Origin of the sequence: Azospirillum oryzae (assembly GCF_900177515.1) — a bacterium.
GTDB classification, from domain to species: domain Bacteria; phylum Pseudomonadota; class Alphaproteobacteria; order Azospirillales; family Azospirillaceae; genus Azospirillum; species Azospirillum oryzae_A.
This window is the reverse complement of the sequence record NZ_FXAK01000007.1, coordinates 2,473,098-2,488,152: the sequence shown is the minus strand read 5'-3', so window position 1 is coordinate 2,488,152 and position 15,055 is coordinate 2,473,098. Positions and strand designations below refer to the sequence as shown.

At 67.0% G+C, this 15,055-nt stretch carries 16 protein-coding genes and 1 pseudogene; 13 read left to right on the top strand and 4 right to left on the bottom strand.

The window, feature by feature from the left end; all coding sequences use genetic code 11:
• Positions 1–282 precede the first annotated feature (282 nt).
• Positions 283–1,113, bottom strand: coding sequence for an FkbM family methyltransferase (locus tag B9N97_RS35180; RefSeq protein ID WP_143266833.1), 831 nt, complete (start codon positions 1,111–1,113; stop codon positions 283–285).
• 164 nt (positions 1,114–1,277) lie between these two features.
• Here B9N97_RS35180 and B9N97_RS24230 point away from each other — a divergent pair, with 164 nt between their 5' ends.
• Positions 1,278–1,838, top strand: a complete 561-nt coding sequence (locus tag B9N97_RS24230; protein WP_085090231.1) for a glycoside hydrolase family 108 protein — start codon at positions 1,278–1,280, stop codon at positions 1,836–1,838.
• A 3-nt stretch (positions 1,839–1,841) separates the two neighbouring features.
• Here B9N97_RS24230 and B9N97_RS24225 read toward each other — a convergent pair whose 3' ends face one another.
• The gene (locus B9N97_RS24225) at positions 1,842–2,075 is read right to left on the bottom strand and encodes a hypothetical protein (protein ID WP_143266832.1); all 234 of its coding nucleotides are present in this window, start codon (positions 2,073–2,075) and stop codon (positions 1,842–1,844) included.
• Positions 2,076–2,194: 119 nt separating this feature from the next.
• On the opposite strand from B9N97_RS24225, the gene B9N97_RS24220 reads away from it, so the two are divergent.
• On the top strand, positions 2,195–2,602 hold the full coding sequence (locus B9N97_RS24220; protein WP_085090229.1) for a 3TM-type holin: 408 nt from the start codon (positions 2,195–2,197) through the stop codon (positions 2,600–2,602).
• 78 nt (positions 2,603–2,680) lie between these two features.
• Here B9N97_RS24220 and B9N97_RS24215 read toward each other — a convergent pair whose 3' ends face one another.
• On the bottom strand, positions 2,681–3,295 hold the full coding sequence (locus B9N97_RS24215) for a Hint domain-containing protein (RefSeq protein ID WP_085090228.1): 615 nt from the start codon (positions 3,293–3,295) through the stop codon (positions 2,681–2,683).
• Positions 3,296–3,816: 521 nt separating this feature from the next.
• Here B9N97_RS24215 and B9N97_RS36435 point away from each other — a divergent pair.
• From B9N97_RS36435 to B9N97_RS24180, 8 genes and pseudogenes are all read left to right on the top strand, one after another.
• Positions 3,817–3,984: pseudogene (locus B9N97_RS36435) on the top strand (phage capsid protein); the annotation flags it as partial.
• A gap of 63 nt (positions 3,985–4,047) precedes the next feature.
• A complete protein-coding gene (locus tag B9N97_RS24210) occupies positions 4,048–4,320 on the top strand; it encodes a hypothetical protein (RefSeq protein WP_085090227.1) in 273 nt (90 codons plus the stop codon).
• Positions 4,321–4,398: 78 nt separating this feature from the next.
• A complete protein-coding gene (locus tag B9N97_RS24205; protein WP_085090226.1) occupies positions 4,399–4,968 on the top strand; it encodes a phage connector family protein in 570 nt (189 codons plus the stop codon).
• Positions 4,968–6,863 carry a phage tail protein gene (locus tag B9N97_RS24200; RefSeq protein WP_085090225.1) on the top strand — a complete coding sequence of 632 codons (1,896 nt, stop codon included), beginning with the start codon at positions 4,968–4,970 and terminating at the stop codon, positions 6,861–6,863. Before B9N97_RS24205 ends, B9N97_RS24200 begins: the two co-directional genes overlap by 1 nt.
• Complete coding sequence (locus tag B9N97_RS24195; RefSeq protein WP_085090224.1) at positions 6,863–7,669, top strand: hypothetical protein; 807 nt, start codon at positions 6,863–6,865, stop codon at positions 7,667–7,669. The genes B9N97_RS24200 and B9N97_RS24195 overlap by 1 nt, the downstream gene beginning before the upstream one ends.
• Before the next feature lie 33 nt (positions 7,670–7,702).
• Complete coding sequence (locus tag B9N97_RS24190) at positions 7,703–9,733, top strand: glycosyl hydrolase family 28-related protein (protein WP_085090223.1); 2,031 nt, start codon at positions 7,703–7,705, stop codon at positions 9,731–9,733.
• Positions 9,730–11,256, top strand: a complete 1,527-nt coding sequence (terL, locus tag B9N97_RS24185; RefSeq protein ID WP_085090222.1) for a phage terminase large subunit — start codon at positions 9,730–9,732, stop codon at positions 11,254–11,256. The genes B9N97_RS24190 and terL overlap by 4 nt, the downstream gene beginning before the upstream one ends.
• A gap of 33 nt (positions 11,257–11,289) precedes the next feature.
• Positions 11,290–11,610 carry a hypothetical protein gene (locus B9N97_RS24180; protein ID WP_085090221.1) on the top strand — a complete coding sequence of 107 codons (321 nt, stop codon included), beginning with the start codon at positions 11,290–11,292 and terminating at the stop codon, positions 11,608–11,610.
• 20 nt (positions 11,611–11,630) lie between these two features.
• Here B9N97_RS24180 and B9N97_RS24175 read toward each other — a convergent pair whose 3' ends face one another.
• Entirely contained in the window at positions 11,631–11,849 is a 219-nt protein-coding gene (locus tag B9N97_RS24175; RefSeq protein ID WP_085090220.1) for a hypothetical protein, read from the bottom strand.
• A gap of 332 nt (positions 11,850–12,181) precedes the next feature.
• On the opposite strand from B9N97_RS24175, the gene B9N97_RS24170 reads away from it, so the two are divergent.
• The 3 genes from B9N97_RS24170 (at position 12,182) to B9N97_RS24160 (ending at position 15,038) form a co-directional block, all read left to right on the top strand.
• Entirely contained in the window at positions 12,182–12,556 is a 375-nt protein-coding gene (locus B9N97_RS24170) for a DUF952 domain-containing protein (RefSeq protein WP_085090219.1), read from the top strand.
• Positions 12,553–13,626 carry a quinone-dependent dihydroorotate dehydrogenase gene (locus tag B9N97_RS24165; RefSeq protein WP_085090218.1) on the top strand — a complete coding sequence of 358 codons (1,074 nt, stop codon included), beginning with the start codon at positions 12,553–12,555 and terminating at the stop codon, positions 13,624–13,626. Before B9N97_RS24170 ends, B9N97_RS24165 begins: the two co-directional genes overlap by 4 nt.
• A gap of 143 nt (positions 13,627–13,769) precedes the next feature.
• Entirely contained in the window at positions 13,770–15,038 is a 1,269-nt protein-coding gene (locus B9N97_RS24160) for an EAL domain-containing protein (protein ID WP_244560874.1), read from the top strand.
• Positions 15,039–15,055 lie beyond the last annotated feature (17 nt).

Genomic DNA, 15,055 nt, shown 5'->3' with positions numbered 1-15,055 from the left:
TAGGGCCATTCCTGAGTTTCCTGGCTTTGCACCGCAGAAGCGCGTGTGTTCTTCTGGGTGCCACTGCCTACGCTATCCACTAAGCACGCCGGAAGGAATTGGCATCTGAACGGCAGTGCTGACAGGTGCATGGCATATATCTGCCTTGTGCTGCCGTACGGATCCGGCTTAGGTGGGCGAGATAACTGGCTAAATCTGGACGCGCGCTAAAAGTATACTTGGCATACATCCTGGAATGCTATTTCTGCAGGTATTCCAGGATGTATGAATTCAATCGAACTACTAGACTTCCAGCGTGTACATGCCCTCGTACTGCGAGAATTTATCCTTTACAAATTCTATAGACTCCGCCGGGCTCATACCAATGAGGGCATCCATACCTTCATTCCAGTAAAACTTCTTTTTCCTATCCTCGCGGTTAACGTAACCTTTCAGATAGGCTTCTTCTGCACTCATGGAAGTGAAATTCACTAGTCTTTTATCAATTAGAAACAAGTTGTTGTATTCAAGCAAATATATCCCGTAGCCGGTTTTTTCTGCCAGCTCTGATACTTTGGAGATACTGCAGCCAAAGAAGTGGTTAACTTGCCACCAATAGTCTGGTCGATACAAAACCGAGAATTTCAAGGGCGGCGGCAGGCTTTCATTAATCTCCATGCAAATAACCGATGGCCGATATTCTTCCAAAAGTCTCTCTAGAACGAACCAGTCGTAGCCATCAATATCAAGGCTGAGAAAACCAAATCTCTTAGGAGCATTGAACGCTGACAAAATGTTCAAGATATTCTCTGGCGTCGCCAAACCTCTAAATAGGCTTGCTCCCTCGAAAGATCTGTAATAATTAGCGAGGCACGCGAACTTATCGGCATTCGCTTCTACAGAAATTCCTGACCACCCACTTGCAACCAGGGCAAATGTGTTGCTCATCTGGATGCCGTTGCTTGCCCCAATATCCACATAGTATCGCTCGCTTCCTGAAATTCCCATCTGAGAGACAATATGCTCTATTATCTTGTCTTCATTCTGGAATGACTGACCTTGCTCAACATCGGGGTACAGGGTGCCGGTACGACTCTTCCCGTCACCATCTTTGAAAGCAAGTTTCTGAAACATCGAAGACCCCATCTAGGCGGCAGCGCCGGGACGATGACAAGCGCATTGCGTACATTGGGCGCAACCAAGAGTCCACAGCATTTAAGCTGTAAGCCGTGCCTTCGACATGCCTCACCCCTCTCCGGCGCCCGCGTGGCGCCTTTTCCATGCCCGGAGTTTGAACCATGGTGACACTCAACACCGAAGCCATCATCGACACCATCCTCCGTCGGGAGGGCTGGCCCCGCTACACCGACCGGCCGAGCGACCGCGGCGGCCCGACGAAGGGCGGCATCACACTGGCGACGCTGGCCAGCTGGCGGAAGCGCCCGGTCACGGCGGCCGATGTCGCCGCCCTGGATGAAGCCGAGGTGCGGGCGATCTACCGCGCCCGCTACATCGAGGAGCCGGGCTTCGCCGGCATCACCGACGACGCTCTCCGCGCCCTGGTGATCGACTCGGGCGTCAACCATGGCCCGACGCGCGCCGGGACGTGGCTTCAGGATGCGGTCAATGATCTGGTCGGCCGGCCGGTGCTGAAAGTCGACGGCGCCGTCGGCCCGAAGACACTGGCCGCGGTCAACGGTGGCGATGCGGCCGGGCTGCGGCGCTCGATCTTTGTGGCCCGAATGTGCTTCTACGGCGACCTAATCTCGGGCGACGCTCGGAAGCGTGGCCGCACCGACGATCAGGCGCTCAACGCCGCCGGCTGGTTCAACCGGCTGGCCGAGTTCATGGAGGCGTAACTCTCATTGCCTCAGCATCACTCGACGAACGTGCCAGCCTTGCTGGTTGAGCTTCCACCGCCCAATCTGCTCAGCCTGTTCTATCAGTCCGCGATCGCGACATTCGTACATCGCCGGCAGAGATACTGCGCAGGAAAGCGTGCCGGTCACGCTATTGGCCGTCACAATCCACAGAACCGCATTCTGTGAGAGCTGGCTCTGGACTTCTTCCGGGGAATTGTACTGCAGCTCCTGCATGTTCAGCCTCGAGACTATGAGCACGCTTAATACGATACCTTGATCACATCTGTAACACATACCCGTCCCGCCCGCGCCATCTCGGCTGCGGGCTTTTTCATTCCTGAAAGGAGGCATCCATGGCCGTCGCCATTCCGCTTATCACCGCTCTGACACCGCTGCTGGCCGATCTGCTGGACAAGATCCCGGACCCGGACGCCAAAGCGAAGGCCGCCGCGTCGGCCAACGCCCAGCTGGTGGCCATGCTCCAGTCCGGCGACTCGTCGCAACTCGCCGTCAACGCTGCGGAGGCCGCCAACCCGAACCTGTTCGTCTCCGGGTGGCGGCCCGCTGCCGGATGGGTCTGTGTGGGCGGCCTGCTGGTCCAGACGGTTGGCTACCCGTTGATGGGCTGGGCGCTGTCGATCTGGTCGCCCGGCACTCCGATGCCGGTCATCGACACTGACACGCTAATGGGGCTGCTGGTGCCGCTGCTGGGTCTGGGTGCTTACCGGAGCTATGAGAAGGTGAAGGGTGTGGCGCGATGATGCTGCGCTTAACCGGCAAGGGCCGCCCTGAAGGACGGCCCTTGCCATATCTATTCGACAACCGCCGTTGAAGTGGCCTCACGCCACTTCGACGGATTCAATCTGCTCGGCGCGTTTATTCACATTGGTGCGGATCTGCTCCAGCGCAGCCAGCGGAATGTCGATCTTCACGCAGGGCTCCTGGACGCGCGGATCGTCCCCCGGATACAGCGCCTCGTACTCGGCGGCGTTGTCGTAAGCCTGACGGTTGTCCGCTTCGAGATAAGTCTCGACCGGCAGTCCCTCGGCGTACATGCCGTCATGGCTGTCGAGTTCGATGTGGAAATACTCGATTTCCTCCATCGCATCGACTTGCCGAATGGACGAGCCGTTGATCAGCAGGCGAGCCGAAACACCGTACTCGCCAATCAGCAGCGCGTGACCGGGGGAGATGTAGAGGTCGCGGGAGGGCAGGCCTTGGGCGATGGCGTCGCGGGCGATCCGCACTGGCAGATGAACCTTGCGCAGATGTTCGGTGTCGAACGACGAGCCAGCCAGTAGCCGCTGCCCAATCCAACGGATGGGGCGGAACTCACCAGTGACGGACGACTTGATCATGTCGCCGATCTTCAGGCTCTCGACAGGCACGTCGCCAAACATGGACCGGACGTACGTGCCGCGGAGGATGCAGGTAGGCGTCGGAAGTGGGGTCATGGTGTTGGGAGCCCTGATCTATATTAGAAGTACCCACATACAGCGAAGTTGAACCTTGTCAGGTTCCCAAACTGTAGGGCGCGCTGCCTATAGGGTAGCCCTTTTGGCTGATGGGGGAACCCTGCAAATGCAGCGAAATGTGATGACTTGCGACTTTTAATTTCGGGCAACAACTGTGCTGCGATGGAGCAAGTGTGTGCGTTTATGCATCCGTTGCTGAAGCCTTAAATCCAGCTGAGGGCTGCCACCGGATCAAGTGCCGCCCCTGATGCGCTCTGGGCAGGGATAAATGCGTCCGCTGTAGGCGGCCGGGACTCAGAGCCGGCCGGGGCGCGAGCACATAGGGGCGGTATCGCTACTGCAGCGACGGGGCGATCCGGTCGCCCCGCCGGCAGCGTGGCGCGCAGAGAACACGGAAAGAACAAACTGCCCAGCAAAAGACTTCGATGTTCTCATCCCGCTGCAAAATGTTCCGCAAAACAGCATGCTAACCGTTTGAAAACACAGGTTTTGCGGCCCGCCACTGGTACCACAAGACGGCGGTCGGCCACGCGGCGGGCGCCGACGTGAAGACCGACATCACCTGGCACGGCGACCGCGCGGCCCACTTCGTCAACAACATGATGAGCCAGGGCGCCGCGCTGATCGACACCACCGGCGTGGTGACCCTGCGCTGCCTGGAGAGCTGATCCGGGGACGGTGATCCTCCCCTTCTCCCGCATCCCCCCAATAGATTCCGGAGACTTCGATCCATGGCCTATGCGTCCAAGGATTTGAGCGTGCTCGCCTATGCCAACGGCTTCACGCTCTGGCACTACACCACGGCCGATGCGGCGACCGATGTCGACACCGCCGGCTATTTCAACGGCGCGGCCGACCTGCTGCGGGTGGGCGACATGCTGCTGGCCAACTGCGCGGTCGGCGGCGCCACGCCGGCAACCGGTGTGCTGGTGGTGGCGGCCAGCGCCAACGGGGCGGTGGATGTCGCCAACCTGACGCCGTTCGGCAGCGCCAACAGCGACTGATCCGCCGATGGGGGAGGGCGCCGCACGTCGACCATAGGGGGCGGCGCCTTTCCGGAACCCTGGAAGGGAGACCAGACCATGGCCCTGACCGCCATCGGCCTGTGCGGCCGGGCGCTGATCAAGCTCGGCGCCACCGCCATCGCGTCCTTCGACGACGGCACAGCGGAGGCGGAGGTCGCCGCCGCCCTCTATGCGCCGACGCGCGACGCGCTGCTGTCGGCCAATGCCTGGAGCTTCGCCAGCGTCCAGGCGACGCTGCCGCGGCTGGCCGAACCGCCGGTCGCCGACTATGCCTGCGCCTTCCAGCTGCCGGCCAATTTCCTGCGGGCGCTGGGGGCAGGCGGCGACGGGCGGGGGCGCGGCCTGTCCTATCGCATCAATGGCCGGACGCTGCTGTGCGATGCCGGCGCCGTCACCCTGTCCTACATCGGCCGCCTGGCGGAGGAGGATTTCCCGCCCTTCTTCGATCAGGTGCTGATCGCCCGGCTCGCCGCCGAGTTCTGCCTGCCGCTGACCGAAAGCTCGACGCGGGCGGAGTTGCTGGCCCAACTGGCCGAAAGCGAGTTCCGCCGCGCCCGCCAGATCGATGCCCAGCAGGACAGCCAGCCCGGCTTCGAGGACTTCACCCTGATCGATGCGAGGGCCTGATGGGACGGCTGCATCAGGTCAAGACCAACTTCACCGCCGGCGAGGTGTCGCGCCGCCTGCTCGGGCGCGGCGATCTCAAGGCCTATGACAACGGCGCGCTGGCGCTGCGCAACCTGTTCATCGACCCGACCGGCGGGGTGACGCGGCGGTCGGGGCTGGCCTTCACCGGGCTGGCCCGCGGCGACGGCCGGTTGGTGGCGTTCGAGCGGAACAGCGAACAGACCTATCTGCTGGTCTTCACCGACGGCTGGATCGACGTGTTCCAGGGTGGGAGCAAGCTGGCGTCGGTTGCCGCACCCTGGACGTTGACGCAACTGGCGCAGATCACCTGGACGCAGAGCGCCGATACGCTGCTGGTCTGCCACCCCGACCTGTCGCCGCGCAAGCTGACGCGCGGCGACGACGGAGTGTGGACGCTGGCGGAGTGGACCTTCGCGGTGGAAGGTGAACTGGTGCGCACGCCCTTCCACCGCTTCGGCGATCCGGCGGTGACGGTGACGCCGTCGGGGACCAGCGGGGCGATCACCGTCACCGCCTCGGCCCCGGTGTTCGACCCGCGCCACGACGGCACCCGCATCCGCATCAAGGGCAAGCAGTTGCAGGTGACCGGCGTGGTGTCGGCCACGCAGGTCAACGCCACGGTGAAGGAGGTGTTGGCCGACACCCAGCCGACGACGCAGTGGGAGGAACAGGCCTTCTCGGGCTTGCGCGGCTGGCCGGTGTCGGCGGCCTTCCATCAGGACCGGCTGGTCATCGGCGGGTCGCGCGACCTGCCCAACCGGCTGTGGCTGTCGCGTTCCGCCCAGATCTGGAACTTCGATTTGGGCGAGGGGCTGGACGATCAGGCCATCGAGTTCGGCATCCTGTCGGATCAGGTCAACGCGGTGCGCGCCGTCTTCTCCGGCCGGCATCTGCAGGTCTTCACCTCGGGCGCCGAGTATATGGTGACCGGCGATCCGCTGACCCCGCAGAGCATGCAGGTCAACCGGCAGACGCGCATCGGCTCCCCCATGGACCGCGCCATCCCGCCGCGCGACGTCGAGGGGGCGACCCTGTTCGTGCCGCGCAACCGGCGTGAAATCCGCGAGTTCCTCTACACCGACACCGAAGCGGCCTATCAGGCCAACGATCTGGCGCTGCTGGCCCGCCATCTGGTGGCGAACCCGCGCGACCAGGATTACGACCAGAACCGCCGGCTGCTGTTCGTGGCGATGGAGGACGGCACGCTGGGGGCGCTGACCGCCTACCGGGCGGAGAATGTCACCGCCTGGACCCTGCTGGAGACCGACGGGGCGGTGCGCTCCGTCGCCGCGGTGGGGGACGAGGTCTATGCGCTGGTGGAGCGGCGGGGCGTGTGGACCGTCGAGCGGTTCGATGACGCGCTGAACCTCGACGCCGCGATCACCGGCGAAAGGGGTGAGGCAACCGCCGTCTGGGGCGGGCTGGCGCATCTGGAGGGGCGGACGGTCGCCATCGTCGCCGATGGGGTGATCCGCAACCCGGCCACGGTGCAGGCCGGCAGCGTCACGCTCGACCCGCCGGCGCGCAAGGTGGAGATCGGGCTGCCCTACACCCACCGGGTCGAACCGCTGCCGCCCAACCTGCTGGGGCAGGCGACCGGGGCCGACATCGTCCGGCTGGTCGCCGTCACCTTCCGGCTGGAGGAGACGGCGGCGCTGCGGGTCGATCTGGGACGCGGGTTGCAGGAACTTCCGCTTCACCGGCTGGGGCCGCAACCGGCCGGCGGGGTGCCGCCGCGCGTGTCCGGCGATCGCCGGCTGCGGGCGCTCGGCTGGCGCCATGACACCGACGTGCCGCTGTGGCGCATCGAACAGGATGCGCCGCTGCCCTTCACGCTGCTTTCCGTGACCATGGAACTGAAGGTGAATGACTGATGGGTGGAATCGCTCCCCTCGTGACCACGGCGCTGCCGCTGGCGAACTCCGTCATCGGCACCGTGCGCAACGCCGGCGCCGGCCAGTCCAGTGCCGCCGCGCAACAGGCTGCCGCCCAGCAGGCCGCAGCCGAGCTTGAGTACAAGCGCCAGCAGGACGCGGCGCAGGCCGCCGCCGCCCAGGCGGCGCTTGAGCAGAAATACCGCGAGGAAGCGGCGGCGGCCGAACGCAGCGCCCAGGCCGCCGCCGCCGCCCGCCAGCAGCAGGCCCAGTTGGAGGCCGAGGCGCAGGCCCGACAATGGGCGCATGACGCCGAGTTGCGGCAACGGGAGGAGGAGCTGCAACGTCAGAAGGACGAGGCCGCCGCTGCGGCGGCTGCGGCGGCGCGGGCCAAGGAGATGGACGATTACCGTTCGTCCCAGGAACAGACGCTGGCCCAGCTGCGCGCCAGCCAGGAGGAGGCGGTCCGCGCCAAGGAGACCGACGCGCAGACCCAGCTGGCGCAGCTGACCGCCGCGGCGGACGCTGCCGAACAGCGCCGGCTGACGGCGTTGCGGCAGGCGGTCAGCAAGACCCGCGCCGGTCTGGGCGCGCGGGGGGTGACCGCGCAGGACGGCTCCGGCGAGGCGATCCTGCTGGGGCTGACCAACTCCAGCGAGACCGAGCGCAAGGACGCCCAGGCGACCGACCAGTTGAAGCGCGCCGCCATCCAGCAGAGCCTGGACGAGGCCAAGCGCCGCAACCTGCTGGAGTTGTCGCAACTCGCCGACCGTCAGCGGCTGGAATACATGAGCAAGTTCTTTTGAGCGCGCTTGTGTCCGTTTTCGCGGAGACCCCCGATGACCACGTCGCTTCTCATCCCGCGCGGGACCCCGCGCGTGCAGTATCTCGCCGACGGCATGCAGCGGGTCTTCACCTACCCGTTTCCGATCTTCGCCGATGAGGACCTGCAGGTCTTCCTGGGCGCCGCGCTCCAGAGCACCGGCTATGCCGTCGGCGGGGCCGGTGCCGGCGCCGGCGGGGCGGTGACCTTTGCCGCGGCACCGGCGGAGGGAACAATGGTGCTGCTGCGCCGCCGGCTTCCCATCGAACGGCGCAGCGATTTCGGCGAGAGCGGGCCGCTGCCGGCCTCTGCCCTCAATGGCGAACTTGACCGGCTGACGGCGATGCTCCAGCAGGTGGCGGGCGACCAGGAGCTGATGCTGCGCTATGGCGACAGCGACCTGCCGGCCTCGCCGCTGCTGCCGGAGCGGGACTTGCGCCGGGGCAAGCTGCTGGCCTTCGACAGCGCCGGCAATCCGACGATCCGCCCACCGGTGGACGAGGAGGCGCTGGCGACCTATGTGCCGCCGGGGGCCGGGGCCACTGCCCGGCCGGTGCGCGACAAGCTGGCCGACCTCGCGTCGGTCAAGGATTTCGGCGCGGTGGGCGATGGGCTGGTCGACGACACGCTGGCCCTGCAGACGGCGCTGACCTCCGCCCGCGCGGTGTTCGTGCCACCGGGGACCTACCGCATCGCCAACACGCTGACGCTCGGCCATGGGCGGACGCTGTACGGGGTGGGGCAGGCGTCGGTGATCCGCGGGGCGTCCAACGGCTTCGACCTGATCCATCTGCCGGACGGCTACGCCACCCTGTCGGGCCTGCGGCTGGAACAGGGCAAGGCGGGGGTGCGGCTGTTCGGGCGCGACGGTCCTTGCGTGCAGAACAGCCTGACCGACCTGACGATCTGGGAGCCGGAGGTGGGACTGCTGTTTGATGGCTACATTGACCCGAACCTGCCCTGCTATTGGAACAACATCGCCCGCGTGCTGGTGGCGCGGCCGTCGCGCCATGGGGTGTGGCTGACGCGGACCGGGGCGGGCGACACGCCGAACGCCAACCGCTTCCACGCCGTGCGGGTCTATTCGCTGTCGGCGCCGATGAGCGGCTGCGGGTTCTTCGTCGAGCAGGGGCGCTTCAACAATGCCTTCTTCGACTGCGAGGCCAACCTGTGGCCGGAGGCTGAGGCCTGCTTCCGCGTCGGCGCCGTCACCGACAAGACGCTGATCGTGAATTTCTACGCCGAGTCGCTGGGCGCCCTGCCGAACCTGCAGCTGGATGCCGGGTCGGTGGAGACGGCGGTCGTCAACCTGTTCTCCGCCGCCGCCGGGCCGGCGATCCTCGACCGGTCGGGCGGGCAGTACACGGCGGTCAACGCCGGCTATCCGGAAAAGAACCGGCTTCAGCGCAGCCGCGTCACCGAACTGGTGGTGGAGGCTCTGCGCTATGACACCGAGTATGTCGAGCCGGCCACGGGCGGGGTGGTGGCGCTGGACCTGACCAGCTCCGTCTATCTGGCCAGCGCCTATGGCGGGGCGGTGGAGTTGCGTCTGCCCAAGGCTGTGGACGCCAACGGCCATGCGGTGACGATCAAGCGCACCGATGCCTCGACCAACCCGCTGACGGTGACGGAGACCGGCGGGCCGGGGCCAGACGGGCGGGCGCTGTCGCTGGGCAATCGGTATGATTTCGTGACGCTGGTGTCGAACGGCGCCGGCTGGTGGATCGTCGCCGGCAACAGCCAGCCCGGCAACGCCCACTATCACGACACCCCCGGCCTGTTCGAGCCGGACCTGAACCAGCAGCTCTATCTGGTCAGCGCCTGGAGCGGGGCGGTGGAGGTGCGGCTGCCGGCCCCCTCGGCCCCGCATGCGGTCGGCCGGACGGTCACCGTCAAGAAGTCCGACACCAGCGGCAACCGCGTCACCGTCACCCAGGCCGGCGGCGGCGGGCCGGACAGCGAGGCCATCGCGCTGATCGCCCAGGGCCATGCGGTGACGGCGATGTCCAACGGCGCCGGCTGGCACATCCTGGGGCGGAATCCATGACGGGGAAGGACGACGACAGCTTTGCCGGCTTCGTCCAGGGCTGGAACGCCATGGTGGAGCTGAAGACCCCCGCCCACCATGCGCGGATGGCCGGCTGGCTGGAGGAGCAATTGGCCGGGTCGAACCGGCGCATGCTGCTGATGGCCTTCCGCGGGTCGGGCAAATCGACGCTGGTCGGGCTGTTCGCGGCATGGCTGCTGCTGCGCGACCCCAACCGCCGGCTGCTGGTGCTGGCCGCCGATTTGAAGCTGGCGATGAAGATGGTGCGCAACGTCAAGCGCATCCTGGAACGCCATCCCGATTGCAGCCATCTGAAACCGCCGACCAGGGAGCGCGACCAGTGGGCGGCCGACCGCTTCACCGTGGTGCGGCCGATGGAGCTGCGCGACCCGTCGATGGCGGCGGCCGGCATCGGCGGCAACATCACCGGCAGCCGCGCCGACGTGGTGATCTGCGACGACGTCGAGGTGCCGCGCAACGCCGACACCGCGGTGAAGCGCGCCGCATTGCGCGAGCGTCTGTCGGAACTGGAGTATGTGCTGGTGCCGGGCGGGGCGCAGCTCTATGTCGGCACGCCGCACGCGCAGGACAGCCTCTATGCCGAGGAGACCGACGACGGCAGCCCGCCCTTCCTGGACGGGTTCGAGCGGCTGGTCCTGCCGGTCTACACCGAGGATGAGCAGGGCCGCCGCACCTACACCTGGAAGGAGCGGTTCGGCGAGGCGCATGTCGCCCGCATCCGCAAATCCACCGGCCCCAACAAATTCACCAGCCAGATGCTGCTGCGTCCGGTCAGCATCACCGACGGGGTGCTGAATGTCGACAATCTCGGACGCTATGACGCGGAGTTGGAGTATCGCGAGGCGCTGGGCCGGGCGGTGCTGACGCTGGACGGGGTGAAGCTGGTCTCCGCCACCTGCTGGTGGGACCCGGCCTTCGCCCGGCCGGCGGGGGAGGGGGACGGCAGGTCGAAAGGCGGCGACGGCAGCGTGGTCGCCGCGGTCTTCGCCGGGGAGGACAAGCGCCTCTACCTGCACCGGGTGCAGTATCTGGCCGTCGATCCCAAGGCGCCGGAGACGGAGGCCGACCAGCAATGCCGGCAGGTCTCCCGCTTCCTGGCCGACAACCATCTGCCGGCGATCCACATCGAGGTGAACGGCCTCGGCCGCTTCCTGCCCGGACTGCTGCGCGAACGGCTGCGCGACGACCGGCTGGCGGCCGGCGTGGTCGAACATTTCAGCCACACGCCCAAGGCGCGCCGGATCATGGAGGCCTTCAACGCCCTGCTGGCCGACCGCCGCCTGCTGGCTCATCGGCAGGTCTGGCAAACCCCGCTGATCCGCGAGATGCGCGACTGGCGGCCCGACGGCCGCTATCGCGGCCCCGACGACGGGCTGGACGCGGTGGCCGGCTGCCTGGGTGCCGAACCCTACCGCTTCGACCGCAGCACCGCCCCGGCAGAGCGCCGCGCCGACTGGCGCGGTGCGGGTGCGGTGATGGCGGAGGCGGATTGGGAGCTTTGAGTCGTTTCCTCACCACACGAACGGGAGACCCCGATGCATGATGCCCTGACCGGAGGACTGGATCTCGCCTGGTGGATTACCGCGGTCGAACTGCCGGCGATGGGCGGGCTGTTCTGGCTGATCGCGCGGGTGCGCAAGGATGCGGACAGCGCGCTGGACGATCTGCGCAGCCGGGCCGAGGAGGCCCAGGCGCAGGTGCGCGAGAGCCTTGCCGCCTACAAGCTGGAGGTCGCGAAGACCTATGTCTCCTTCGCGACGCTCAAGGACGTGGAACAGCGCCTGACCGACCATCTGCTGCGGATCGAGACCAAGCTCGATTCGGGCTTCATGCCGTTCGACAGCGGACGGCGCTGACCTTGACCGTCTGGGCCGGCTCAGTCGGCGTGGTGGATCATCGCCTGGTAGATCTTCCAGGCGACCTCGACCGACACGCCGCCGGCCCGCGCGCCGGCTGCCAGCATGGTGGCGCTCGGCTTCAACGGGACCGCGGTCTGACCCGGTTCGCACAGCGCGCCCATGGCGGTGACCGAGGCGCCCAGATCGCTGTCGCAGGGCTGGCTCTTCTTCATCAGGGTCATGGCAATCGCGTTCATGGCGGGTCCTCCGTTGACTTGGAACCGTCACAGCAAAAGCGGTGCCAACCGATGCGCACGGCCTGAAATCAGGGAATCGCGGAGGTTGAGAGGGCGAAGCGGCCGATCCGGCGGAGAAGGGCGCCGCCGAATTTCAAAAATACCCGCAAAATGCCGAATAGTTTCGAGTGTGCTTTGCAAAATGCAACGCGCGAAGCGTGCGGAATTGCATTCGGGGAGTCGATCTTGCGTTGTGCCGGGATGAGCAGAACGGTGGGTTTCCAAGGCGCGGCAAAGCTGCGGCTTCGAGGTCTCTGGCCGGTGGCCGCGCGTTGCGTTAGTGTCCCACCGCCATGACCGACCGCATCATTCATCACATGTGCCGCGCGGACGAGTGGGACGCCGCCCGCCCGGCCGGCCGCTATCCCGGCTCGTCCCAGGATGTCCAGGACGGCTTCATCCATTTCTCGACCGCCGCGCAGGTGGTGGAGAGCGCCGCCAAGCACCGCGCCGGCCAGGACGGCCTGCTGCTGCTGACGGTGGACGCCGACCGGCTGGGCGACGCCCTGCGCTGGGAGCCGTCGCGCGGCGGGCAGCTGTTCCCGCACCTCTACGGGCCGCTGCCGGTGGATGCCGTGCTGCGCGTCGATCCGCTGCCGCTGGGGCCGGACGGGCGCCATGTCTTCCCGGCCGGCTTCCCCTTCACCCTTCAGGACCTCGTTCCGTGATCGACCTCTATCCGCTTGCCGGGCCGCTGCTGTTCCGCTTCGACCCTGAGACCGCGCATGGCCTGACCATCAAGGCGCTGAAGTCGGGATTGGTCCCGCCGGCCCGCGGCAAGGACGAACCGGCGCTGCACACCCGCGTCTGGGGGCTGGACTTCGCCAACCCGGTCGGGCTGGCCGCCGGCTTCGACAAGAATGCCGAGGTGGTCGACGCCATGCTGAATCTCGGCTTCGGCTTCGTCGAGCCCGGCAGCGTCACCCCGCGGCCCCAGCCCGGCAACCCGCGTCCCCGCCTGTTCCGGCTGGTGGAGCAGCGGGCGGTCATCAACCGCATGGGCTTCAACAACGAGGGGCTGGAGGCCTTCGCCCAGCGGCTGGAGCGCCGCCGCGAGAAGGCCAAGCGTGCGCCCGGCATCGTCGGCGCCAACCTGGGCAAGAACAAGGACACGGTTGATGCCGCCGACGATTACGTGATCGGCGTTCGCCGGCTGGCGCCGCTTGCCGATTACCTGGTCGTCAACGTCTCCTCCCCCAACACCCCGGGCTTGCGCGCGCTGCAGGGCCGCGATCCGCTGCGCGCGCTGCTGGAACGGGTGCTGGAGGCGCGGGCATCCTGCGGCCTGAGCCGCAACCCGCCGCTGCTGCTGAAGATCGCCCCCGACCTGACGGTGGAGGACAAGAGCGACATCGCCGCGGTGGCGCTGGAGTCCGGCATCGACGGGCTGATCGTCTCCAACACCACCATCGCCCGGCCCGACAGCATCCCGGCGGCGATGCGCAGCGAGGCCGGCGGCCTGTCCGGTGCGCCGCTGTTCGAGCCCTCGACCTCCGTCCTGCGCGAGATCTACGCGCTGACCGGCGGCAAGCTGCCGATCGTCGGGGTGGGCGGCGTGGCGACCGGCGAGGACGCCTATGCCAAGATCCGGGCCGGCGCGTCGCTGGTGCAGCTCTATTCGGCGATGGTTTATGCCGGGCCGGCGGTGGTCCACCGCATCCGCCGCGAGCTGGCGGAACTGCTGCGCCGCGACGGCTTCCGGTCGGTCGCCGAGGCGGTGGGGGCGGATCACCGCTGAGGGATCACCGCTGAAGGTCCGCAGGACGCGGCGGGCAGGGACGTAGCATTAACGGATCGTCAAGCGGGTGTCCCGACAGTGGGTCCCAGGGTTGGGACGCCCGCGCGGTTCCGTGTCATGCTCCTGCCGAAGGCTGCGCACCCGTGAAGGCCCTGACCGCCGATCTCCGCCCCGGAACCGCCGCCTTATCCGCGGCCGTTCCCTTCACCCTGGTTCCCGCGATGACCCTGCTGACGCACCTCGTCTATGCGCTGGCCTATCTGATCGCCGGGGTTTCGGCCGGTGCGGCGCTGTGGGCGCTGCGGCCGGAGGCCGATCCGCTGGTGGCGTGGCTGGCCGGCGCGCTGGTGGTGCTGGCCGGCGCCCTTGTCCATGACGTGGTGACGCGGCTGGAGTGCGAACGCAAGGCCGCCCGCCGCATCGCCCGCCTGAACGACCGGGTGGAGGAGCTGGCCCATCTGCTGGAGCAGCGGCTCGCCGCCGAATCCGGCGCCCAGCCCGACGGCGGTACGCGCTACGACGCGGTGATGCAGGAGGTGAAGCTTCTGCAGTCGCTGGTCGCCCGCCTGACCGAAAGACGCGCGCCCCGTCCGCCGGCCGCCAGCGCGGAGCGCCGTCCCGCGCCGGCCCCGTCCGCCGCCGCTCCGTCCGCCACTGCGCCTGTGGCGGCGCCGATGGACGACGCCGCGGTGCTGGAGGCGGTGCGCGACGCGCTGAAGGCCGACCGCATCGACGTCTATCTCCAGCCCATCGTCAGCCTGCCCCAGCGCAAGCACCGCTTCTATGAGGTGTTTTCGCGGGTGCGGGCCGCCGACGGGCAGCAGATCATGCCCGACCGCTATCTCGACATCGCCGAGCGCGAGGGGCTGATCGCCACCATCGACAACCTGCTGCTGGTCCGCTGCGTTCAGCTGATCCGCGAGACGGAGCGGCGCCAGCACGCCATCGGCTTCTTCGCCAACATCTCCGCCGCGACACTGGCCGACGCGGAGTTCATGCGCCAGTTCCTGAACATGATGGCGCAGCACCACGCCCTGGTGCCGAAGCTGGTGTTCGAGTTGAGCCAGCAGGATCTGCGCGCCGGCGGGGCGGTGACGATGGGCATCCTGTCGCAGCTGGCGCGGCTGGGCTTCCGCTTCTCCATGGATCAGGTGACGGACCTCGCCATCGACCTGGACCGGCTGCTGCGCCACGAGTTCCGCTGCATCAAGCTGGACCGCGCCCTGGTGCTCGACCCCGCCAACGCCGGGCGCATCCGCGAGCTGCGCCACCGCTGCGCCGCCGAGGGCATCGACCTGATCGTCGAGAAGATCGAGACGGAGAACCAGCTGGTCGAGGTGCTCGACACCGGCTTCGACTTCGGCCAGGGCTACCTGTTCGGCGAACCGCGGCTGAGCCGGAAGCCGGAGTGAGGTGTCGTTAGACCCCC